This window comes from Bacillus sp. NPDC094077, from assembly GCF_050279465.1.
Taxonomy (GTDB): domain Bacteria; phylum Bacillota; class Bacilli; order Bacillales; family Bacillaceae_G; genus Bacillus_A.
This window is the reverse complement of sequence record NZ_JBNNUF010000001.1, coordinates 364829-386831: the sequence shown is the minus strand read 5'-3', so window position 1 is coordinate 386831 and position 22003 is coordinate 364829. Positions and strand designations below refer to the sequence as shown.

Genomic DNA, 22003 nt, shown 5'->3' with positions numbered 1-22003 from the left:
GGATTTGAAATGGGAAAACTAGCATTTCTTTTTCCGGGCCAAGGTTCACAGGCAGTTGGAATGGGTAAACAGTTAGCAGAGAATAATAAAGAGGTTGCAAAAGTGTTTGCAAAAGCAGATGAGGTGTTGCAAGATTCACTTTCGGAAGTGATTTTTGAAGGGCCGCAGGAAAAGCTTACATTAACGACAAATGCGCAGCCTGCGTTATTAACAACGAGTTTTGCTATTTTGACAGCTCTGAAAGAGTATGATATTACACCTGACTTTGTCGCTGGACATAGTTTAGGTGAATATAGCGCTCTTGTAGCAGCTGGTGCATTAACTTTTGAAGATGCTGTATATGCTGTAAGGAAACGTGGCGAATATATGGAAGAAGCTGTACCTGGCGGAGAAGGCGCAATGGCGGCTATTTTAGGTGCTGACCCTGATATGCTGAAACAAGTTACAGAAGAAGTAACAAGTGAAGGATATGCAGTGCAAATCGCTAATATGAATAGCACGAAGCAAATTGTGATTTCTGGAACGAAGCAAGGAGTAGAGATTGCTTCTCAAAGAGCGAAAGAAAACGGTGCAAAGAGAGCAATTCCGCTAAGAGTAAGTGGGCCGTTCCATTCTTCACTTATGAAGCCGGCAGCGGAGAGATTCCAAAGTGTTTTAAATGAAATTACAATTCAAGACACGAATATTCCTGTTATCGCAAATGTTACGGCAAATGTTATTACACGTGGTGCAGACATTCAAGAAAAGTTAATCGAACAGCTCTATTCGCCTGTATTATGGTACCCGTCTATTGAGTATATGGTGAATCAAGGGGTAGATACATTTATTGAAATTGGACCTGGAAAAGTACTTGCTGGACTTATGAAGTCAATTGATTCATCAGTGAAAGCATATGCGATATACGATGAAGAGACATTAAAAGATACCATTTCAAATTTGAGAGGAGAAAACTGATGTTAAAAGGGAAAATAGCATTAGTAACTGGTGCTTCACGTGGGATTGGTCGCGCGATTGCGATTGATTTAGCGAAACAAGGGGCAAATGTAGTAGTGAATTATGCCGGTAATGAACAAAAAGCAAATGAAGTAGTAGATGAAATTAAGAAATTAGGTTCGGATGCAATTGCAGTAAGAGCAGATGTTGCAAATGCTGATGATGTTACAAATATGGTGAAACAAACAGTAGATACATTTGGACAAGTTGATATTCTTGTAAATAATGCTGGTGTAACAAAAGATAATTTATTAATGCGTATGAAAGAAGAAGAATGGGATACAGTTATTAATACAAACTTAAAAGGTGTATTCTTATGTACAAAAGCAGTATCTCGTTATATGATGCGTCAACGTCAAGGTAGAATAATAAATATTGCTTCTGTTGTTGGTGTTATAGGAAATCCAGGGCAAGCAAACTATGTTGCTGCTAAAGCAGGTGTAATTGGATTAACAAAAACATCAGCGAAAGAATTAGCAAGCCGAAATATTACTGTAAATGCAATTGCTCCTGGATTTATTGCGACTGATATGACGGATGTATTAGATGAAAATATAAAAGCTGAAATGTTAAAAGTTATTCCTACTGCTCAGTTTGGTGAAGCGCAAGATATCGCAAATGCAGTAACATTTTTTGCTTCTGATCAAAGCAAATATGTTACTGGTCAAACGTTAAATGTTGATGGCGGTATGGTAATGTAATAAAAGAATCGATTTCACCTAGTTTTTTTGGACAATATTTAATATAATATTTGAGGGGAGGTGAATGGAATGGCAGATGTTTTAGAGCGTGTAACAAAAATCATCGTTGATCGTTTAGGAGTAGAAGAAACTGAAGTGGTACCAGCTGCAAGTTTCAAAGAAGATTTAGGAGCAGACTCCCTAGATGTAGTAGAACTTGTGATGCAATTAGAAGATGAATTCGAAATGGAAATTTCTGATGAAGATGCTGAAAAGATTGCTACTGTTGGCGATGCTGTGACTTACATAGAGAGTCATCTATAATGTTTGAGTGAAGTCCCGTTTTTTAGCGGGGCTTTCTCGGCTTATATCTGGAGGGACCTATGCCGTACCGAAAATATAGAGAAAAAAAATACGAAACAAAATATCGTGAAGCTTTTAAAGTGTTTCAAGAAAAGATAGGTATTACGTTTACAGATGAAAAATTATTGATTCAAGCATTTACGCATTCATCGTATGTGAATGAGCATCGAAAAAAACCACATGAGGACAATGAGCGTCTTGAGTTTCTTGGAGATGCTGTATTGGAACTCACTGTATCACAGTATCTGTTTCAAAAATATCCGACAATGAGCGAAGGAGAGTTAACAAAACTACGTGCAGCTATTGTATGTGAACCATCTCTTGTTCGTTTTGCAAACGAATTGTCATTTGGTAACCTTGTTTTATTAGGGAAAGGTGAGGAAATGACGGGTGGACGTGAACGACCAGCTTTATTAGCGGATGTCTTTGAAGCGTTTATTGGTGCCCTTTATCTTGATCAAGGGCTAGAAACAGTTTGGGGATTCTTAAAAGAAATTGTATATCCGAAAATTAATGAAGGTGCTTTTTCTCATGTGATGGATTATAAGAGTCAATTACAAGAATTGATTCAGCGTGATGGTAGCGGTAATATTGAGTATCAAATTTTGCAAGAAAAAGGACCGGCCCACAACCGAGAATTTGTGTCACGTGTTACGTTAAATAATGTGGCATTAGGTCTTGGTAGTGGTAAGTCAAAAAAAGAAGCAGAGCAACAAGCTGCTGCAGAAGCATTGAAAAAATTAAAAGAACAACTATAAGGAATCCCCCTTTGAATGAGGGGGATTCCTTATGCATAGAATGAAACTTTCCTTTTATTTTATAAATAAAAGGAGGGTAAATCCGTATAATAAATTGTTTTCGTACAGACAACGTTTATAACAACGGAGAATAGGAGGAAGGCCTTTCGTGTTTTTAAAAAGATTAGAAATAGCGGGATTTAAATCTTTTGCTGAGCGTGTATCTGTCGATTTTGTCCCAGGTGTAACTTCTGTAGTCGGACCTAACGGGAGCGGAAAGAGTAATATTACCGATGCAATTCGCTGGGTACTTGGTGAACAATCTGCAAAGTCATTACGTGGTGCAAAGATGGAGGATATTATTTTTGCCGGCAGTGATACGAGAAGAGCGGTTAATGTTGCTGAAGTTACATTAACTTTAAATAATGAAGACCAACGTTTACCGATTGAATATAACGAGGTGTGTGTAACGCGCCGTGTATCTCGTTCAGGTGATAGTGATTTCTATATCAATAAACAATCTTGTAGATTGAAAGATATTATCGATTTATTTATGGACTCTGGTATGGGGAGAGAAGCTTTCTCTATTATTAGTCAGGGGAAAGTCGAAGAGATTTTAAGTAGTAAATCAGAAGAACGTCGTGGTGTATTTGAAGAAGCGGCAGGTGTATTGAAATACAGGCTTCGTAAAAAGAAAGCGGAAGGAAAATTAGCAGAAACACAAGAAAACTTAAATCGTGTACAAGATATTATTCACGAATTAAGTGGTCAAGTAGAGCCGTTAGAAAGACAAGCTTCTATTGCGAAAGATTATCTTGAGAAAAAAGAAGAATTAGAAAAAGTAGAAGCGGCGCTTATTGTACATGAAATTGAAGAATTACATGAGAAATGGGAAGCGCTTCGAAATCAGTTTGGGCATAATAAAAACGAAGAAGCTAAAATGTCGACGAACTTACAAGAAAGTGAAGAAGAACTTGAGGAATTACGTGGACAATTACAAGCGGTCGATGAGTCTGTAGACTCCTTACAAGAAGTTCTTCTTCTTTCTAGTAAAGAGTTAGAAAAATTAGAAGGGCAGCGTGAGTTGTTAAAAGAAAGGAAGCAAAATGCTACGACGCATTGTGCACAACTTGAGCAGTTAATTGTTGAATTAACAGAGAAAGCTAAAAGTTATGATGGTGAAATTGAATCATGTACAGAAGCTTTAATGCAATTTGTGAATGAAGTAAAAGAGTTGGAGCAAAAGTTGCATGATAATGAGCAACTATTTGCTACTTTTGCTGACAATTTAGAGGAACAGATTGAGAATTTAAAAGGTGATTATATTGAACTTTTAAATCAACAAGCTAGTCATCGTAATGAATTATCTATGATTGAAGAACAATCTAAACAGCAAACGTCTAAAAACGAGCGCCTAGATGAAGAAAATGCGAAATATGTAGAAATGCGTATGGAAATTACAGCGAAAAAGACGAAACTTGTAGAAAGTTACGAACAAGTGAAAGGAAAAGTAGCTGGTATTCTCTCGAACATACAGAAGACAGAAGCGGCGCTTGGGAAATGTAAGGCGCAGTATAGTGAAAATGAAACAAAACTGTATCAAGCATATCAATTTGTACAACAGGCACGTTCTCGAAAAGAAATGCTAGAAGAGATGCAAGAAGATTATTCTGGCTTCTATCAAGGTGTACGTGAAGTATTGAAGGCTAGAGAAAATAGGTTGCAAGGTATCGAGGGTGCTGTTGCGGAACTGTTAACGGTACCGAAAGAATATGAAGTTGCAATGGAAATCGCTCTAGGTGCAGCAATGCAGCATATCGTTGTACAAACAGAGGAACATGCTCGTAATGCGATAGCATTTTTAAAGCAAAATAAACATGGACGTGCAACGTTTTTACCGCGAGCTGTTATTAAAAGTAGATCGTTGTCATTTGAACAATTACGTATTGTAAATCAACACCCATCGTTTGTAGGTGTGGCGGCAGAACTTGTGCAGTACAACAATAAATATGAAAATGTAGTATCAAATTTACTAGGTACCGTTATTGTTGCGAAAGATTTACGCGGAGCAAATGAGTTAGCGAAACAACTGCAATACCGTTATCGCATTGTAACAATTGAAGGCGACGTAGTGAATCCTGGCGGTTCTATGACTGGTGGAGCGGTAAAACAAGCAAAATCTTCTTTATTAGGACGTCAACGTGAACTAGAAGAGTGGACTAGCAAGTTAACTGATATGGAAGAAAAAACAATGAAGTTAGAAAACTTTGTTAGAGCAGTAAAACAAGAGATTCAAGAAAAAGAAGTGAAAATACGCGAATTACGACAAGGTGTAGAAGCAGAGCGTGTAGATGAGCAGAAATTAAGAGAAGAGATTAATCGTTTAGAATTAGAAGAACATCGTATCAATGATCGCTTATCTATTTATGATTTAGAGATTGAAGGATTTTTACAAGATCGAGTAAAAATACAAGGACGTAAAGGGGAGTTAGAAGGGATTTTAACGAACCTTCAAGCTGATATTTCTGAATTAGATAATAAAATAATCGCTTTAACAAAACAAAAAAGTGAGCAACATTCTTCGAAAGAAAAAGTTCAAAAAGAAATTACTGAGTTAAAAGTGCTGGCAGCTGAAAAGCAACAACGCTTATCTAATCAAAAAGAAAAAGTTGAACGATTGACGAAGGAAAAAGAAGAAACGGATGCAACGCTTGTAAAAACGAAAGAGGATTTAGCGTTCTTAAAACAAGAAATGACATCTAATTCAAGTGGTGAAGAACAAATTACGAATATGATTGAGAAGAAAGCATATGATCGTAATCAAACTTCAGAGTTAATTCGCTCTCGTCGTGAACAACGTGTATCGTTGCAAGAGAGAATAGAACATTTAGAGCGCGATCTGAAAGAAACGACAGGTAAACATAAATATATTCTTGAGATGTTAAAAGATCAAGAAGTGAAAATAAACCGACTTGATGTAGAGTTGGAAAATAGATTACAACATTTACGTGAAACATATACGATTTCATTTGAAGCAGCAAAACTAAAATATACAATGACAATGCCTGCAGAAGATGCACGTAAGAAAGTAAAATTAATCAAATTATCCATAGAAGAGTTAGGTACAATAAACTTGGGGGCAATTGATGAATACGAACGTGTAGCGGAGCGTCATACATTCTTACTAGAGCAGAGAGATGACCTAGAAGAAGCGAAAACGACATTGCACCAACTTATTACCGAAATGGATGAAGAAATGAAAAAACGCTTTTCTACTACGTTTGAAGGAATTCGAATGGAGTTTCAATCGGTATTCTCTGAATTATTTGGAGGCGGTAGAGCGGATTTAGTAATGACCAATCCAGAGGATTTATTAAATACGGGTATTGATATTGTAGCGCAACCGCCAGGGAAGAAGTTACAGAACTTAGGTTTACTTTCAGGTGGAGAGCGTGCTTTAACGGCAATTGCACTTTTATTTGGTATTTTAAAAGTGCGCCCAGTCCCATTCTGTGTACTAGATGAGGTAGAGGCGGCCCTTGATGAGGCAAATGTAGCTCGTTTTGCACAGTATTTAAAGAAATTTAGTGATGAGACGCAGTTTATTGTAATTACACATAGAAAAGGTACAATGGAAGAGTCTGATGTATTGTATGGTGTAACAATGCAAGAATCAGGGGTATCTAAACTTGTTTCGGTTCGTTTAGATGATGGGGAAGAACTTGTTACAAGTAAATAGGAAGGATGGGAAAGTATGAGCTTTTTTAAAAAACTAAAAGAAAAAATTTCAAAACAAACGGATACAGTTACAGAGAAATTTAAACAAGGATTAGAAAAAACGAGAAATTCATTTGCGGATAAAGTGAATGATTTAGTGTATCGTTACCGTAAAGTAGATGAAGATTTCTTCGAAGAGTTAGAAGAAATTTTAATCGGTGCAGACGTTGGTGTTTCGACAGTAATGGAATTAATCGATCAGTTGAAAGAAGAAGTACAACGTCGTAATATTCAAGATCCGAAAGAAGTACAAGCTGTTATTTCTGAAAAATTGGTGGGAATTTATAAAGGTGACAGCGACTTTAGTAATGAAATTAATGTGCAAGAGAACCAATTAACAGTTGTTTTATTTGTAGGTGTTAACGGTGTAGGGAAAACGACGACAATTGGTAAACTGGCACATAAATTTAAATCAGAAGGTAAGTCTGTCCTATTGGCAGCAGGAGATACATTCCGTGCAGGCGCAATTGAACAATTAGAAGTATGGGGCGATCGTGTTGGGGTAGAAGTAATTAAACAAGGATCCGGTTCTGACCCAGCAGCAGTTATGTACGATGCTGTACAAGCTGCAAAAGCGCGTAAAGTAGACGTATTATTATGTGATACGGCAGGGCGTTTACAAAATAAAGTCAACTTAATGAAAGAGTTAGAGAAAGTAAAGCGTGTAATCGAGCGTGAAGTACCAGGAGCTCCTCATGAAGTATTACTTGTTATTGATGCAACAACAGGACAAAATGGTTTAAGCCAGGCGAAAACATTCCGTGAAGCAACGAATGTTACTGGTATTGTTTTAACGAAGTTAGATGGAACTGCTAAAGGTGGTATCGTATTAGCGATTCGTAACGAAATGGACGTTCCAGTGAAATTTGTTGGGCTAGGAGAACAAATGGACGATCTGCAACAGTTTGATCCAGAACAATACGTGTATGGTTTATTCGCGAATTTAGTAGAAGCAGAAGAAGTATAAGTGAAAGAAGCGGTATTTCCGCTTCTTTTTCTATAAAAAATAAGCGATGTTAAGAAAAAAACTTGACACTCTTTTGTACTACATGTAAACTAATTCATGTAAAGGGAAATCACTTAACAAAGGATGATCCAACATGCTCGAAAAAACAACGAGAATGAACTATTTATTTGATTTTTATCAATCGTTGTTAACGCAAAAACAAAGAAGTTATATGTCGCTTTATTATCTAGATGATTTATCTCTTGGTGAAATTGCGGAAGAATTTGATGTAAGTCGCCAAGCCGTGTATGATAACATTAAACGGACTGAAGCGATGCTTGAAGAATATGAAGATAAATTAGTATTACTTCAAAAGTTTCAAGAGCGACAGCGACTTGTTGCAAAGCTAAAACAGCTAATCAGCGAAGAAGAGCATGTGAATGAAGAAATGAAACAAGTTGTTGAAGCTATCGAAAAATTAGATTAGGAGGGCGGCAATATGGCATTTGAAGGATTAGCCGACCGACTTCAACAGACAATGCAAAAAATCCGCGGCAAAGGAAAAGTTTCTGAAGCCGATGTGAAAGAAATGATGAGAGAAGTTCGTCTAGCTCTTTTAGAAGCAGATGTTAACTTTAAAGTAGTGAAAGATTTTGTAAAGCGTGTGTCTGAGCGTGCTGTCGGACAAGATGTAATGAAAAGTTTGACACCTGGACAACAAGTAATTAAAGTTGTACAGGAAGAACTTACAGAACTTATGGGCGGAGAGCAAAGCAAAATTGCTGTCGCTAATAAGCCACCGACTGTTATTATGATGGTTGGTCTGCAAGGTGCGGGTAAAACAACGACAACAGGTAAACTTGCGAATTTGCTTCGTAAAAAGCATAATCGTAAACCAATGCTTGTTGCAGCGGATATTTACCGTCCAGCAGCAATTAAACAGCTTGAAACATTAGGGAAGCAATTGGACATGCCTGTTTTCTCTTTAGGAGATCAAGTAAGTCCTGTTGAAATTGCGAAACAAGCGATTGCAAAAGCAAAAGAAGATCATCACGATTATGTTTTAATCGATACAGCAGGTCGCCTGCATATTGATGAAGAACTAATGGATGAATTAGCGAAGGTTAAAGAAGTTGCGAAACCGGATGAAATTTTCCTTGTTGTCGATGCGATGACGGGACAAGACGCGGTAAATGTTGCGCAAAGTTTCCATGATCAGTTAGGGTTAACGGGTGTTGTATTAACGAAATTAGATGGTGATACGCGCGGTGGTGCTGCATTATCTATTAAGGCTGTAACAAACACACCGATTAAATTTGCTGGTATGGGTGAAAAATTAGATGCGATTGAAGCGTTCCATCCAGAACGTATGGCATCCCGTATTTTAGGGATGGGCGACGTCTTAACATTAATTGAAAAAGCGCAGGCTACAGTTGATGAAGAGAAAGCAAAAGAACTTGAGCAAAAAATGCGTACGCTTTCGTTTACGCTTGACGATTTCTTAGAACAGCTTGGACAAGTGCGTCAACTTGGACCACTTGACGAATTGCTAGGAATGCTTCCTGGTGCAAATAAAATTAAAGGGCTGAAAAATGCGCAAGTTGATGAAAAGCAAATTGGGCATATTGAGGCAATTATTCGTTCTATGACTAAATTAGAACGAGAACAACCGGAAATAATCAATGCTAGTCGTAAAAAGCGCATTGCCAAAGGTAGCGGTACAACGGTACAAGAAATCAATCGTCTAATCAAGCAATTTGATGATATGAAAAAAATGATGAAGACGATGACTGGAATGCAAAAAGGTAAGAAAAAAGGACTAGGTGGATTGAAGTTTCCATTCATGTAAGGAAAAAAAGATGGCTCTGTTAAGAAAAAATACTTTACAAAGCAATAGTCTTTTTGCTAATATAATTATCTGTGTGAAATAAATTCGGAGGTGCTTTATAAATGGCAGTTAAAATTCGTTTAAAACGTATGGGAGCTAAAAAAACTCCTTTCTATCGTGTAGTTGTTGCAGATTCTCGTTCTCCTCGTGACGGACGTTTCATTGAGGAAATCGGTACTTACAATCCGGTTGCTCAACCAGCTGAAGTTAAGATCAACGAAGAAGCAGCATTAAAATGGTTAGGAAATGGTGCTAAACCATCTGATACAGTTCGTAACTTATTCTCTAACCAAGGTATCATGGAGAAATTCCACTTATCTAAACAAGGTAAGTAATTGAGGCAATGACTATGAAGAAGTTAGTCGAGACGATTGTCAAGCCTCTTGTCGATCATCCTGAAGATGTAAAAGTTACACAGGAACTTTACAACGGAGAGATAAAGTATCGATTAACTGTACATCCTGAGGATGTTGGAAAAGTCATTGGAAAGCAAGGGAGAGTTGCAAAAGCGATTCGAATGCTCTTGTATTCAGTGGGACATCATAATGATGAAAAAGTAACACTGGAAATTCAATAAACGTAAAAAGGGCGAGGAGTTATTTCCTCTCCCTTTTTTAACATTTAAAGAGAGATTGCATGTTCCATATGTGAAATGGAGATGCTTAATTTATATAGAAACCAGGGGTGACATACTATTTATGACAAAATGGTTTAACGTAGGGAAAATTGTAAATACTCATGGCGTAAGAGGAGAAATTCGTGTTATTTCTCGTACTGATTTTCCGGAAGAGCGATATAAAGTAGGAAACACTTTATATATATCGAATGAGAAAGGTACAGACTATCTTCCAGTGAAGGTAACTTCTCATCGTCAACATAAGACATTTGATTTGTTAACATTTGAAGGATACAACAATGTAGATGAAGTAGAGAAGTTTAAAGGTTCTTTAATAAAAGTACCAGAAGAGCAGTTAGGCGAACTAGCTGAAGGGGAATACTACTATCATGAAATTATTGGTTGTAACGTTGTAACGGAAGAGGGAGAAGCTTTAGGTACAATTAAAGAGATACTATCTCCTGGTGCGAATGATGTTTGGGTGATTAAACGTCCAAAGGGCCAAGATCTCTTAATTCCTTATATTGATGACGTTGTACTTCAAGTTAACATTGAAAATAAATTAGTAACCATTCATGTAATGGAAGGGCTGCTATAATGAAAATTGATATTTTAACGTTGTTTCCAGACATGTTTACCGGTGTTTTTGGATCTTCTATCTTAAAGAAGGCGCAAGAAAAAGAAGCGGTAAACCTTCGTGTTGTTAACTTTCGTGATTATACAACGAGTAAGCATAATAGCGTAGACGATTATCCTTATGGCGGTGGTGCTGGCATGGTGCTTACTCCTCAGCCTATTTTTGATGCTGTGGAAGATTTAACGAAAGAAACAGAGCGTAAGCCGAGAGTTGTCTTAATGTGTCCACAAGGGGAACGATTTACGCAGAAGAAAGCGGAAGAGCTAGCAGAGGAAGAACATTTGATCTTTGTATGTGGGCATTATGAAGGATATGACGAACGAATTCGCGAGCATCTCGTAACAGATGAGATTTCTATTGGTGACTACGTATTAACGGGCGGAGAATTAGCCTCTATGGTTATTACTGATAGTGTCGTACGTCTTTTACCAGGCGTGCTAGGAAACCATGCCTCACAAGTGGAGGATTCGTTTAGTACAGGTTTATTAGAGCATCCTCATTATACACGTCCAGCTGATTTTCGTGGCATGAAGGTACCGGATGTATTAATGTCAGGGAATCATAAAAACATTGACGAATGGCGACATAAGGAATCCTTGCGCCGTACGTATACGCGTAGACCTGATTTGTTAGAAGAGAGAGAGTTATCTAAGCAAGAGAAAAAATGGCTTGAGGAAATAAAGCGAGAGCAATAATAACTTCATATATTTTCTATTGCAACAGGCCTAGCAATATGCTATTATAACATTTGTGCTACTGAAATCAGTAGCCGTATTAACGATGTTCCGCTGTAATTTATTAAGACTTTATAAGAGCATCTGTTTAAAGGAGAGAATTTAATATGCAACAATTAATCGCAGAAATTACAAAAGGCCAATTAAAAACTGACCTTCCTTCATTCCGTCCTGGTGACACTTTACGTGTACACGTAAAAGTTGTTGAGGGAACTCGTGAAAGAATTCAGCTTTTCGAAGGTGTTGTAATTAAACGTCGTGGTGGCGGAATCAGTGAAACATTCACAGTTCGTAAGATTTCTTACGGTGTAGGTGTTGAGCGTACATTCCCAGTTCACACGCCAAGAATCGCGAAAATCGAAGTACTTCGCCGTGGTAAAGTACGTCGTGCTAAGTTATACTACTTACGTAACCTTCGCGGTAAAAAAGCACGTATTAAAGAAATTCGATAAGACATGTATGGGAGCTTGTAAATGCACAAGCTCCCTTTTTCCAATCTATATAAAATTTTGATATAATACGAGCAGCTTACATAATCGTGGAGGGGAAATGCATGAAGAAAGAAAAGAGTTCACTTTGGGAATGGATCAAAGCAATTTTGATTGCTGTTGTATTAGCTGGTGTTATTAGACAGTTTTTCTTTGCGCCAATTCTCGTAGATGGAGTATCGATGGCGTCTACTTTACATGATCGCGATCGAATGATTGTCAATAAAATTGGTTATCACATAGGAGATCCAAAACGATTTGATATTATTGTATTCCGAGCAACGGAAGATAAAGATTATATTAAGCGCATTATCGGCCTACCAGGCGATGAAATAGAGTATCGTAATGATAAACTATATGTTAACGGAAAGGCTTATGAGGAGCCGTATTTAGACAAGCAGAAAAAACAAATTGCTGACGGACCGCTTACATATGATTTTACTCTTGAAGAAATGACAGGGAAGAAAACTGTTCCAGAAGGTCAATTATTTGTTTTAGGCGATAATCGTCGTTTTAGTAAAGATAGTCGTTCTATTGGTACAATTTCAATGGACCAAGTGATTGGAAAAGCAAATATACTATATTGGCCGTTAAAAGATGCTCGTATTGTGAAATAAAAGAAAAAGAAGGTGGCAACATGGTAATTCAATGGTTCCCGGGACATATGGCAAAGGCTAGACGCCAAGTAACAGAAAAGTTAAAGTTAATTGATGTTGTAATTGAGCTTGTAGATGCTCGATTACCTTTATCTTCACGAAATCCAATGATTGATGAGATTATTACACATAAACCGAGGCTTGTTGTTTTAAATAAAGCGGATATGGCAGATGATCGTTTAACAAAGCAATGGATCGCATATTTTAAAGAAAAAGGCCATATGGCAATTTCAATTAACGCGCAAGCTGGACAAGGTATGAAGGAAATTGCAGCGGCTTGTAAAGTGTTGGTGAAAGAAAAATTTGATAAAATGGTTGCAAAAGGTATTAGACCGAGAGCGATTCGTGCATTAATTGTAGGTATACCAAATGTTGGTAAATCTACGTTAATTAATAAATTAGCGAAGAAAAATATTGCTAAAACAGGAGATCGCCCTGGTGTGACAACAGCTCAACAATGGATTAAGGTTGGGAAAGAAATGGAACTGTTAGATACACCTGGTATTTTATGGCCTAAATTTGAAGATCAATTAGTAGGTCTTCGATTAGCGACAACGGGCGCAATTAAAGATTCAATTTTAAATTTACAAGATGTTGCTGTTTATGCACTACGTTTTATGGAGAAGCATTATCCAGAACGTTTGAAAGAGCGATATAATTTAAATGAGATTCCAGAAGATATTGTGAAATTATTCGATGCAATTGGAAAAAATAGAGGCTGTTTAATGGGCGGCGGAATGATTGATTATGATAAGACATCTGAGCTTGTACTTCGTGAGCTTCGCGGTGGAAAACTTGGAAAAATGACGTTTGAAACACCAGAAGAGTTTGCAGAGCAGACAGAAGATGCAGAAAAAGTAGAAGAAGTATAAGACGTGCGTTTGTACGTCTTTTCTTTTTTGTATATAAAGGGAGTGGCATGAATGCAAAAAGTGACTATTCAAGAAGCGGAACGTTTACTGCAAGAAATTATGAGTGAAGAAGATGACCGCTTTCAACTATTAATGAAAGACGAGCGAAAAGGGGTACAAAAGCTCATTTTGAAGTGGCATAAACAAAAAGAGTTAGCGCAGAAAGAAAAAGAAAAGTTTTTCGAAATGTCCAGGTACGAGATTGCATTACGTGAAAAAGGGCTCACATATATCGCAGGTATAGATGAAGTAGGGCGTGGGCCGCTAGCTGGGCCTGTCGTGACGGCAGCTGTTGTCCTTCCAGAAGATTTTTATATTCCAGGGTTAAATGACTCGAAAAAGCTGAGTGAGGCGAAACGTGAGCGTTTTTATGATGAAATTAAAGAACACGCGATTGCGATTGGAGTTGGCATTGTATCACCACAAGTGATTGATGAAATAAATATTTATCAAGCTACGAAGCAAGCGATGTTAGATGCTGTTGCGAATTTATCTTGTGCGCCAGAATATTTATTAATTGATGCGATGAAACTTCCTACATCAATTCCGCAAACATCCATCATTAAAGGTGATGCGAAAAGTGTCTCAATTTCAGCTGCATCTATTATTGCGAAAGTAACGAGAGATCGTATGATGAAAGAGCTTGGAGAAAAGTATCCTGCATATGGATTTGAACAACATATGGGATATGGAACAAAACAACATTTAGAAGCGATTAAAGCGCATGGAGTATTAGAAGAACATCGAAAATCGTTTGCACCAATTAAAGATATGATTCAAAAATAAGCTGCGAATATGCAGCTTATTTTTTTATTTTGGTATACGAACATTATTATTTTCAAAAAAGAATAAAGCGATTTCAGTTTTCTGACACTTTATTGTAGACAGCGTGCCAATCATCTTATACAATGGCAATGTAATGTTTTTTAAACATTAAAAAACTTTTCGAGTAAAACAGGAAAACAGGGGAGGATGGGACCATGAATATCCATGAGTACCAAGGTAAGGCAGTCCTTAGAAGCTATGGGGTTAGCGTTCCGAACGGGAAGGTTGCATTTACAGTAGAAGAAGCTGTAGAAGCAGCGAAAGAATTAGGAACGGATGTATGTGTAGTAAAAGCACAAATTCACGCTGGTGGACGCGGCAAAGCTGGCGGAGTAAAAGTTGCAAAAAATTTAGATGAAGTTCGTACATATGCGGAAAGCATTTTAGGAACTACACTTGTGACACATCAAACAGGTCCTGAAGGTAAGGAAGTAAAACGCTTACTTATCGAAGAAGGTTGCGATATTAAAAAAGAATATTATGTTGGTCTTGTTTTAGACCGTGCAACTTCTCAAGTTGTTTTAATGGCGTCTGAAGAAGGCGGAACAGAAATTGAAGAAGTAGCAGAGCAAACACCTGAAAAAATCTTTAAAGAATATATTGATCCAGCAGTAGGCTTACAAGGCTTCCAAGCACGCCGAATTGCATTTAACATCAACATTCCAAAAGAGCTTGTAGGACAAGCTGTGAAGTTTATGATGGGCTTATACCGTGCATTTATTGAAAAAGATTGCTCTATCGCGGAGATTAATCCACTTGTTACAACAGGTGACGGTAAAGTTATGGCATTAGATGCGAAATTAAACTTTGATTCTAATGCTTTATATCGCCATAAAGACATTTTAGAACTTCGTGATCTTGATGAGGAAGATTCAAAAGAAATTGAAGCTTCTAAATATGACTTAAACTACATTCCTTTAGATGGAAATATTGGTTGTATGGTTAATGGTGCAGGTTTAGCGATGGCTACAATGGATATCATTAAACATTACCATGGTGATCCAGCTAACTTCTTAGATGTTGGTGGCGGTGCAACAGCTGAAAAAGTTACAGAAGCATTCAAAATTATCCTTTCTGACAAAAACGTAAAAGGTATCTTCGTTAACATTTTTGGTGGCATTATGAAGTGTGATGTTATTGCAGAAGGTGTTATTGAAGCAACGAAACAAGTAGGTCTTGAATTACCTTTAGTTGTACGTCTTGAAGGTACAAACGTAGAGTTAGGTAAGAAAATTTTAAATGAGTCTGGCTTAAATATTGTTGCAGCAGAATCTATGGCAGACGGTGCACAAAAAATTGTTTCACTAGTGGGCTAATAGAAAGCGGGGGAGAAAAATGAGCGTATTAGTTAATAAAGATACAAAAGTTATTGTTCAAGGTATTACAGGTTCTCAGGGGTTATTCCATACAAAACAAATGATTGAATACGGTACGAAAATTGTCGGTGGTGTAACACCAGGTAAAGGTGGCACTGATATTGAAGGTGTACCAGTATTTGATACTGTAGAAGATGCAGTGAAAGCAACAGGCGCAAACGCTTCAGTTGTATACGTTCCACCCGCTTTTGCGGCTGATGCAATTATGGAAGCAGTTGATGCAGAAATCGATTTAGTAGTATGTATTACTGAAGGAATTCCTGTATTAGATATGGTAAATGTAAAGAGATATATGGCGGGTAAACATACACGTTTACTTGGACCAAACTGTCCTGGTGTCATTACACCTGATGAATGTAAAATTGGTATTATGCCAGGATACATTCATAAAAAAGGCCATGTAGGTATCGTATCTCGCTCTGGTACATTAACGTATGAGGCTGTACATCAGTTAACACAAGAAGGTATTGGCCAATCTACAGCTGTAGGTATCGGCGGGGACCCTGTTAACGGTACAGACTTTATTGATGCGTTAAAAGCATTTAATGAAGATGAAGAAACACATGCTGTAATTATGATTGGTGAAATCGGTGGTACAGCGGAAGAAGAGGCAGCTGAATGGGTGAAAGCTAATATGACAAAACCTGTTGTAGGCTTCATTGGTGGTCAAACAGCGCCTGCTGGCAAACGTATGGGCCATGCTGGTGCAATCATTTCTGGTGGTAAAGGAACTGCTGCTGAAAAGATTAAAACGATGGAAGCTTGTGGTATTAAAGTAGCGGAAACTCCAGCGGTTATGGGAGAAACATTAATCTCTGTCTTAAAAGAAAAAGGCTTATTTGAGACTTGTAAAAACTACTAATCTGTTGAAAGACACCTTCTTGCTTGAGGGTGTCTTTTTGCAATTTTCTTGTTTACATAATAAAAATTATGGGTAAGGAGAAAAGGATGAAAAGAGAACGATTATTACATCTTCATTACATGCTGGCAGACCATTGGAAGGCGATGGAGAGGTTGCTATATGTCGATCCGGAATTAAAGAAAATATACACATTTAACCAAAAACAAATTGAAAATTACACTGGAATATCCGCGAAAAAATCTTCAGAACTAGTAAATTTCCTTCAAAGTACAAACATTTCGAAATATATATCCTATTTAGAGAAAAATCGAATCTTTTATATAACTATATGGGATGAAAATTATCCGCAATTATTACGTGAAATTCAAGATCCTCCTTTTGTTTTGTATGGAAAAGGAGAGCGAAGTTTTCTGGATAAATCGAATAAATTAGCGGTCGTTGGAACGAGAGAACCGTCTTTATATGGTTATGAGAGTATGAAGTTTATTTTGCATCCTTTATTAGAAAGAGAATGGCTTATTGTGAGTGGATTTGCAAAAGGGATAGATACCATTTCTCATGAAGTCACAGTGAGGCAACATCGTCCGACTATTGCAATATTGGGACACGGATTATCTTATATGTATCCGAAAGAGAATAGACGTTTATATGAAAAGTGGGAGGAATATATATTGTTATTAACAGAGTACCCTCCGCACTATGCACCGAAAAAATGGTATTTTCCAAAAAGGAATCGAATTATCAGTGGTATAAGTAAAGGTGTTTTAGTTGTAGAAGCAAAATCGAGGAGTGGGTCGCTCATTACTGCAGATCTCGCATTAGAGCAAAACCGAGAGGTATTTGCGATTCCTGGTCCAATATTTATAGAAAGTGCATCCGGAACGAATAAGCTTATTCAACAGGGCGCAAAACTAGTACAAAATGTAGAAGACATCCTTGAAGAATTTTTAAATTAACCTTATATTTTTATGTTTTTATTAAACAATTATTGACAAATGGTAGATTGGCACTGTATGGTATATTCATTCTTGATTGACAAAAACAAGAGAAATCAATAAGATTAATGAAGACTTGAATCCACCTCTTAAGGAGGCACTAGCATGTCAGATTACCTCGTAATCGTGGAGTCGCCTTCTAAGGCGAAGACCATTGAGAAATATTTAGGAAAAAAATACAAAGTTGTCGCGTCTATGGGACATGTTCGCGATTTGCCAAAAAGCCAAATGGGGATAGAAGTAAAGAACAACTTCACTCCGAAGTATATTACCATTCGTGGTAAAGGTCCTGTTTTAAAAGATTTGAAATCAGCGGCAAAAAAAGTAAAGAAAGTCTATCTCGCGGCCGATCCAGATCGCGAAGGGGAAGCAATTGCTTGGCATTTAGCAAACACGTTAAACGTGGACGTTGAATCAGATTGCCGAGTTGTTTTCAATGAAATTACGAAAGATGCAATAAAGGAATCATTTAAACATCCTCGTGCAATTAATATGGATTTAGTAGATGCACAACAAGCAAGACGTATACTTGATCGTCTTGTAGGTTACAATATTAGTCCTTTATTATGGAAGAAAGTAAAAAAAGGATTAAGTGCAGGACGCGTACAATCTGTAGCGGTTCGTTTAATTATCGAACGTGAAAGAGAAATTCAAAACTTTGAGCCTGAAGAGTTCTGGACAATTAAAACAGAATTTGTGAAAGGGAAAGACACATTTGAAGCAAGCTTTTACGGTGTAGATGGTGAAAAAGTTCAATTAACGAATGAAACGCAAGTGAATGAAATAATTGAACAGATGAAAGATAATGCGTTTTCAGTTGAAAATGTAACGCGAAAAGAGCGAAAACGTAATCCTGCATTACCGTTTACAACATCTTCTCTACAACAAGAGGCAGCACGTAAGTTAAATATGCGAGCAAAGAAAACAATGATGCTTGCGCAGCAATTGTATGAAGGGATAGATCTTGGAAAACAAGGGACTGTAGGTCTTATTACGTATATGAGAACTGACTCAACACGTATCTCAGAAACAGCTCAAACAGAGGCACGTACTTACATTACTGAGGCGTTTGGTGCGGAATACATAGGAACAGAGAAGAAGAAAGAAACGAAAAAATCGAATGCGCAAGATGCGCATGAAGCAATTCGTCCTACTTCGGTAATGAGAAAGCCAGAGGAACTAAAAAGTTTCTTAAGTCGCGATCAACTTCGGTTGTATAAACTGATTTGGGAGCGATTTGTTGCAAGTCAAATGGCGTCTGCTATAATGGATACTGTTACAGCGAGACTCATTAATAACAATGTTCAGTTCCGTGCAAGTGGCTCGGTTGTAAAGTTCCCAGGATTTATGAAAGTGTACGTAGAGTCAAAAGATGATGGTGCGGAAGAAAAGGATAAGATGTTGCCACCTTTAGAAGTGGGAGAAACGGTATTTTCAAAAGATATAGAGCCGAAACAACACTTTACACAACCACCACCACGTTATACAGAGGCTCGTTTAGTACGAACACTTGAAGAGCTTGGGATTGGGAGACCATCCACTTATGTGCCGACACTTGAAACGATTCAAAAACGTGGTTACGTTGCTTTAGATAACAAACGCTTCGTTCCAACTGAACTGGGTGAAATAGTAATCGAACTTATTTTAGAGTTTTTCCCGGAAATAATTAACATTGAATTCACAGCAAATATGGAGCAAAGCCTTGATGAAGTGGAAGAAGGAAATGCGAATTGGGTGAAAATTGTTGATGATTTCTACGTAGGATTTGAACCGCGCTTAGAAAAAGCGGAAAAAGAAATGCGTGAAGTGGAAATTAAAGATGAGCCAGCTGGGGAAGACTGTGAATTATGTAGTCATCCAATGGTCTTTAAAATGGGTAAATATGGGAAGTTTATGGCTTGTTCGAATTTCCCTGATTGTCGTAATACAAAGCCGATTGTGAAAGAAATTGGTGTTACTTGTCCGAAGTGTGATAAAGGGCAAATTATTGAACGTCGTAGTAATAAAAAGAAACGTCTTTTCTACGGATGCGGTACGTATCCAGAATGTGACTTTGTATCTTGGGATAAGCCGATTGGTCGTAAATGTCCGAAGTGTGAAGGTATGCTTGTAGAGAAGAAGTTAAAAAAAGGCGTACAAGTACAATGTATTTCGTGTGATTATGAAGAAGAACAACAAATGTGAGCGTAACTGCTCACATTTTTTTCGGGAAGAAAAGGAAAGGTGATATATATGACAACACAAGTAGTAAACGTCATTGGCGCAGGTCTTGCAGGAAGTGAAGCAGCTTACCAAATTGCAAAACGTGGTGTCCAAGTAAGATTATATGAAATGAGACCGGTGCGACAAACACCAGCTCATCACACTGATAAATTTGCTGAATTAGTATGCAGTAACTCGCTTCGTGCAAACACATTAACAAATGCTGTTGGTGTTATTAAAGAAGAAATGCGCTTAATGGATTCTGTTATTATTCGTGCAGCTGATGAATGCTCTGTGCCAGCAGGAGGTGCTTTAGCTGTAGATCGTCATGAATTTGCAGCGAAAGTAACTGAATATGTGAAGAACCATCCGAATGTAACTGTGATGAACGAAGAAATCACTGAAATTCCAGAAGGGCCTACTGTTATTGCGACAGGTCCACTTACGTCTCCTGATCTTGCTGCACAATTAAAAGAACTAACAGGTGAAGATTATTTTTATTTCTATGATGCTGCAGCGCCAATCGTTGAGAAAGATAGCATTGATATGAATAAAGTCTATTTGAAATCCCGTTATGATAAAGGTGAAGCGGCATATTTAAACTGTCCAATGACAGAAGAAGAATTTGACCGTTTTTATGAGGCTTTAATTGCCGCTGAGACAGTACCTTTAAAAGAATTTGAAAAAGAAATTTTCTTTGAAGGTTGTATGCCAGTAGAAGTTATGGCAAGCAGAGGAAGACAGACGTTAGTATTTGGACCGATGAAGCCTGTTGGATTAGAAGACCCGAAAACAGGGAAAACACCATATGCAGTCGTTCAGTTACGTCAAGATGATGCAGCGGGAACGTTATATAATATTGTAGGTTTCCAAACACATTTAAAGTGGGGACCACAAAAAGAAGTGTTACAGTTAATTCCGGGACTGGAAAACGCAGAGATTGTACGTTATGGTGTAATGCATCGTAATACGTTTATTAATTCGCCTAATTTACTTCGTCCGACATATCAATATAAACAACGTGATGATTTATTCTTCGCTGGTCAAATGACTGGAGTAGAGGGATATGTTGAATCAGCGGCATCAGGATTATTAGCAGGTATTAACGCTGCTCGACTTGTAAAAGGCGAGGAGCCAGTTGTATTACCACCTGTAACTGCAATGGGAAGTATGGCAAATTATATTACTGCTACAAATGCGAAAAACTTCCAGCCGATGAATGCAAACTTTGGTCTATTTGCACCGTTAGAGAAGAAGATCAAAAAGAAAGCAGAACGAAATGAGGCGTATGCTACACGCGCTTTAGAAACAATTCAAAATTTTGTAAATATTTAGTTAAATTTCTTGCAAAGGCTACTAAGTTGTGATACGATTTAGTAGCCTTTATTGAGGTGAGTTATGTGAATGTGAAGAAATTGTTACAATTATTCGTTGGATATTTACAAATTGAAAGAAATTATTCAAAATATACAATTGCAAGTTATCAAAATGATTTAGAACATTTTGTGCAATTTATGGAGCGAGAAGGCATATCCTCTTTTTTAGATGTTACATACGCGGATGTTCGTTTGTACTTAACGACGTTGCACGATGAAAAGTTAGCCCGTAAATCTGTCGCAAGAAAAGTGTCAAGCTTACGAAGTTTATATCGTTTTTTGATGCGTGAAGGTTATCGGAAAGATAACCCGTTTGCACTTGCGTCACTCCCCAAAAAAGAATTGTCAATCCCAAAGTTTTTATATGCTGAAGAATTAGAGGAATTATTTGAAGTTTCTGATATGGAAACGCCGCTAGGACAAAGGAATCAAGCTTTATTAGAGTTGATGTATGCGACGGGGATCCGTGTGAGTGAATGTGTCAATTTACAACTTACCGATATTGACTTCGCAGTGGGGACAATTTTAGTGATGGGAAAAGGAAAAAAACAAAGATATATTCCGTTCGGAAGCTATGCGCAAGATGCTTTAATTACTTATATAGAGAACGGGAGAAAACAGTTAGTTAACAAGACTGAAGAACACTCTCATATGGTATTTTTAAATGCGAAAGGTACGCCGCTAACAGGTCGGGGTGTACGTTATGTTTTAAACGAACTCATTAAGAAGGCTTCACTGACAATGCGGATAAGTCCTCATATGTTAAGGCATACATTTGCTACACATATGTTAGATGAAGGGGCGGATTTACGTACTGTACAAGAGCTGTTGGGTCATGAAAATTTGTCAACGACACAAATTTATACGCATGTCTCTAAAGAAAGATTGCGTTCTGTTTACATGAATCATCACCCGCGGGCATAAATTGCTTTTAAAGCTAT

22 protein-coding genes are annotated in these 22003 nt (G+C 37.5%); all 22 read left to right on the top strand.

Annotated features, from left to right (window positions below):
• Window positions 1-9 precede the first annotated feature (9 nt).
• On the top strand, window positions 10-954 hold the full coding sequence (gene fabD / locus ACQKNR_RS01885; protein ID WP_427314962.1) for an ACP S-malonyltransferase: 945 nt from the start codon (window positions 10-12) through the stop codon (window positions 952-954).
• A complete protein-coding gene (gene fabG, locus ACQKNR_RS01880) occupies window positions 954-1694 on the top strand; it encodes a 3-oxoacyl-[acyl-carrier-protein] reductase (RefSeq protein ID WP_427314961.1) in 741 nt (246 codons plus the stop codon). The genes fabD and fabG overlap by 1 nt, the downstream gene beginning before the upstream one ends.
• A 69-nt stretch (window positions 1695-1763) precedes the next feature.
• Window positions 1764-1997 carry an acyl carrier protein gene (gene acpP / locus ACQKNR_RS01875; protein ID WP_000786062.1) on the top strand — a complete coding sequence of 78 codons (234 nt, stop codon included), beginning with the start codon at window positions 1764-1766 and terminating at the stop codon, window positions 1995-1997.
• A gap of 59 nt (window positions 1998-2056) precedes the next feature.
• Complete coding sequence (gene rncS / locus ACQKNR_RS01870; RefSeq protein ID WP_029439599.1) at window positions 2057-2794, top strand: ribonuclease III; 738 nt, start codon at window positions 2057-2059, stop codon at window positions 2792-2794.
• A 148-nt stretch (window positions 2795-2942) separates the two neighbouring features.
• Window positions 2943-6512, top strand: coding sequence for a chromosome segregation protein SMC (gene smc / locus ACQKNR_RS01865; RefSeq protein ID WP_427314959.1), 3570 nt, complete (start codon window positions 2943-2945; stop codon window positions 6510-6512).
• 15 nt (window positions 6513-6527) lie between these two features.
• A complete protein-coding gene (gene ftsY, locus ACQKNR_RS01860) occupies window positions 6528-7517 on the top strand; it encodes a signal recognition particle-docking protein FtsY (RefSeq protein ID WP_427314957.1) in 990 nt (329 codons plus the stop codon).
• Between the two features lie 133 nt (window positions 7518-7650).
• A complete protein-coding gene (locus ACQKNR_RS01855) occupies window positions 7651-7983 on the top strand; it encodes a putative DNA-binding protein (RefSeq protein WP_000891061.1) in 333 nt (110 codons plus the stop codon).
• 12 nt (window positions 7984-7995) lie between these two features.
• The gene (gene ffh / locus ACQKNR_RS01850; RefSeq protein ID WP_427314955.1) at window positions 7996-9345 is read left to right on the top strand and encodes a signal recognition particle protein; all 1350 of its coding nucleotides are present in this window, start codon (window positions 7996-7998) and stop codon (window positions 9343-9345) included.
• A gap of 101 nt (window positions 9346-9446) precedes the next feature.
• Window positions 9447-9719, top strand: a complete 273-nt coding sequence (gene rpsP, locus ACQKNR_RS01845; RefSeq protein ID WP_000268750.1) for a 30S ribosomal protein S16 — start codon at window positions 9447-9449, stop codon at window positions 9717-9719.
• 14 nt (window positions 9720-9733) lie between these two features.
• Complete coding sequence (locus tag ACQKNR_RS01840; RefSeq protein WP_000737399.1) at window positions 9734-9961, top strand: KH domain-containing protein; 228 nt, start codon at window positions 9734-9736, stop codon at window positions 9959-9961.
• A 121-nt stretch (window positions 9962-10082) separates the two neighbouring features.
• The gene (rimM, locus tag ACQKNR_RS01835; protein ID WP_071718852.1) at window positions 10083-10598 is read left to right on the top strand and encodes a ribosome maturation factor RimM; all 516 of its coding nucleotides are present in this window, start codon (window positions 10083-10085) and stop codon (window positions 10596-10598) included.
• On the top strand, window positions 10598-11332 hold the full coding sequence (gene trmD, locus ACQKNR_RS01830) for a tRNA (guanosine(37)-N1)-methyltransferase TrmD (RefSeq protein ID WP_427314954.1): 735 nt from the start codon (window positions 10598-10600) through the stop codon (window positions 11330-11332). Before rimM ends, trmD begins: the two co-directional genes overlap by 1 nt.
• A gap of 146 nt (window positions 11333-11478) precedes the next feature.
• The gene (gene rplS, locus ACQKNR_RS01825) at window positions 11479-11823 is read left to right on the top strand and encodes a 50S ribosomal protein L19 (RefSeq protein WP_001186516.1); all 345 of its coding nucleotides are present in this window, start codon (window positions 11479-11481) and stop codon (window positions 11821-11823) included.
• 101 nt (window positions 11824-11924) lie between these two features.
• On the top strand, window positions 11925-12476 hold the full coding sequence (gene lepB, locus ACQKNR_RS01820) for a signal peptidase I (RefSeq protein WP_000711857.1): 552 nt from the start codon (window positions 11925-11927) through the stop codon (window positions 12474-12476).
• 20 nt (window positions 12477-12496) lie between these two features.
• On the top strand, window positions 12497-13387 hold the full coding sequence (ylqF, locus tag ACQKNR_RS01815) for a ribosome biogenesis GTPase YlqF (RefSeq protein ID WP_427314953.1): 891 nt from the start codon (window positions 12497-12499) through the stop codon (window positions 13385-13387).
• Between the two features lie 51 nt (window positions 13388-13438).
• Complete coding sequence (locus tag ACQKNR_RS01810) at window positions 13439-14212, top strand: ribonuclease HII (RefSeq protein WP_427314952.1); 774 nt, start codon at window positions 13439-13441, stop codon at window positions 14210-14212.
• 194 nt (window positions 14213-14406) lie between these two features.
• Window positions 14407-15567: an ADP-forming succinate--CoA ligase subunit beta gene (sucC, locus tag ACQKNR_RS01805; RefSeq protein ID WP_144614534.1), complete on the top strand. Its 1161-nt coding sequence runs from the start codon at window positions 14407-14409 to the stop codon at window positions 15565-15567.
• 19 nt (window positions 15568-15586) lie between these two features.
• Window positions 15587-16489 carry a succinate--CoA ligase subunit alpha gene (gene sucD / locus ACQKNR_RS01800; RefSeq protein WP_000115178.1) on the top strand — a complete coding sequence of 301 codons (903 nt, stop codon included), beginning with the start codon at window positions 15587-15589 and terminating at the stop codon, window positions 16487-16489.
• A gap of 86 nt (window positions 16490-16575) precedes the next feature.
• The gene (dprA, locus tag ACQKNR_RS01795) at window positions 16576-17445 is read left to right on the top strand and encodes a DNA-processing protein DprA (RefSeq protein WP_427314951.1); all 870 of its coding nucleotides are present in this window, start codon (window positions 16576-16578) and stop codon (window positions 17443-17445) included.
• Window positions 17446-17589: 144 nt separating this feature from the next.
• Window positions 17590-19668: a type I DNA topoisomerase gene (topA, locus tag ACQKNR_RS01790; RefSeq protein ID WP_427314949.1), complete on the top strand. Its 2079-nt coding sequence runs from the start codon at window positions 17590-17592 to the stop codon at window positions 19666-19668.
• Window positions 19669-19716: 48 nt separating this feature from the next.
• The gene (trmFO, locus tag ACQKNR_RS01785) at window positions 19717-21021 is read left to right on the top strand and encodes an FADH(2)-oxidizing methylenetetrahydrofolate--tRNA-(uracil(54)-C(5))-methyltransferase TrmFO (RefSeq protein ID WP_353768697.1); all 1305 of its coding nucleotides are present in this window, start codon (window positions 19717-19719) and stop codon (window positions 21019-21021) included.
• A 65-nt stretch (window positions 21022-21086) separates the two neighbouring features.
• A complete protein-coding gene (xerC, locus tag ACQKNR_RS01780) occupies window positions 21087-21986 on the top strand; it encodes a tyrosine recombinase XerC (protein WP_427314947.1) in 900 nt (299 codons plus the stop codon).
• Window positions 21987-22003 lie beyond the last annotated feature (17 nt).